This window comes from Brevundimonas sp. TWP1-3 (genome assembly GCF_049896085.1).
Lineage (GTDB): Bacteria > Pseudomonadota > Alphaproteobacteria > Caulobacterales > Caulobacteraceae > Brevundimonas.
In genome coordinates this window covers 1-1291 of record NZ_JAFCTP010000017.1, presented here as the reverse complement: position 1 = coordinate 1291, position 1291 = coordinate 1, and the positions used below count along the sequence as shown (strand labels likewise).

At 58.7% G+C, this 1291-nt stretch carries 1 protein-coding gene; it reads right to left on the bottom strand.

The annotated features are described in order from the left end of the window. A partial coding sequence (locus tag ACP693_RS17640) for a DUF3772 domain-containing protein (RefSeq protein ID WP_426050132.1) occupies positions 1 to 884 on the bottom strand: 884 nt, incomplete at its 3' end. Positions 885 to 1291 lie beyond the last annotated feature (407 nt).

Genomic DNA, 1291 nt, shown 5'->3' with positions numbered 1-1291 from the left:
GGCGGCAACGGTACATGCCGAGTGCAGGCGTAAAACAACAACTCCAGCGCAATCGCTGTGGCCGCCAGCGTTGCCAGCGCGGAAGCGAATGCCAGCGAACTGCGGCGCAAGCGTCCCTCCGGCATCCGATGAATACACACCCATGCCAACCACCGATCAGCGAACCGCCGGCCCAACGTCCACACCAGCCAGCCCAGCAGCACCAGAACGCCGGTGTAAAACCGCTGTTGCGGCCTCAATGCTTCGGCACCGGTTGCCTTGATTTGATCAACAAACCCCCCCAACCGGTGACGGTCGTCCCACGACGGCGCAACCAGCGGCGCCCAGAACCCGGTGCTCAACACACTGTGGCTGCGCAGAGTCAATTCGCTTTCCAGCAGCGTGCGCCTAATGCCAGCGATCTGGGTGATCAGCTCCGTCGCACTTTGCTTCAGCGTCGCGACATTCTTCAGCGCGGTATCGACCTTGTTCTTTTGCTCGGTCAAGGCCGCACGCTGCGCCACGATATCTGCCTGCTCGGCCGCCACCTCACCGACCGGTGCCGCGCCCAAAACACCAAGCTGCACGGTCAACTGCGCCTGCTGCGGCAACAACGAGGCCGACAACCGATCCAGGTCCAGAATAAACGCCTGCACCCGATCCTGCGGGCCTTCGAGCTGGTTGTAATTGTTCGCGGAGGAGATCTGCTGTTTGAGACCGTCAAGGCGCTGTTGCAGTGCCTGCAAATCGGTTTGAGTGACACCGGGGAGCGGGGCAGCGGTGTTGATCTCGGCCGTGCCCGGCAGATCGGCGGCCGACACCGACGCGATGGCTGGGCCGAGGAGGAGAAGCGCGAAGAAAAACAATAATGCTTTTTGCATGGGGGCTCGAACCAGGTTGATCACACAATCCTAAGAGGTTAGGTGATCGAAACGCGGAGCGAGGAAAAGTTTGGGGTGGAGTAGTTGAGCAAATGATTCAGATGCGGATTGATCGTGTCGTTGCGACATGGCGAAAAAACCTCATACCAACGGGTCACTCGCTAAATACAATTCCAGTGACTGGAGCCGATGCGCAGTTCCCCTGCGCCGTAATCAATGCCGGAGTCTTGCGACCAGAATGTCGGGAAACAGATCTTCATTTCGTCAACTCCACGTGCGGAACGGAATCTCATACAACGAGGCCTTCGACGCCACTTGAACGTGCTTTTGTTTGGCAGAGAAAAACTCAGTATCCAATGTCCCCAGCGCAATCGAGATCCAGTCGGCGTGTGCACCTGCGCTTGCGGACCAGAAGAGTGACGAGCCGCAAT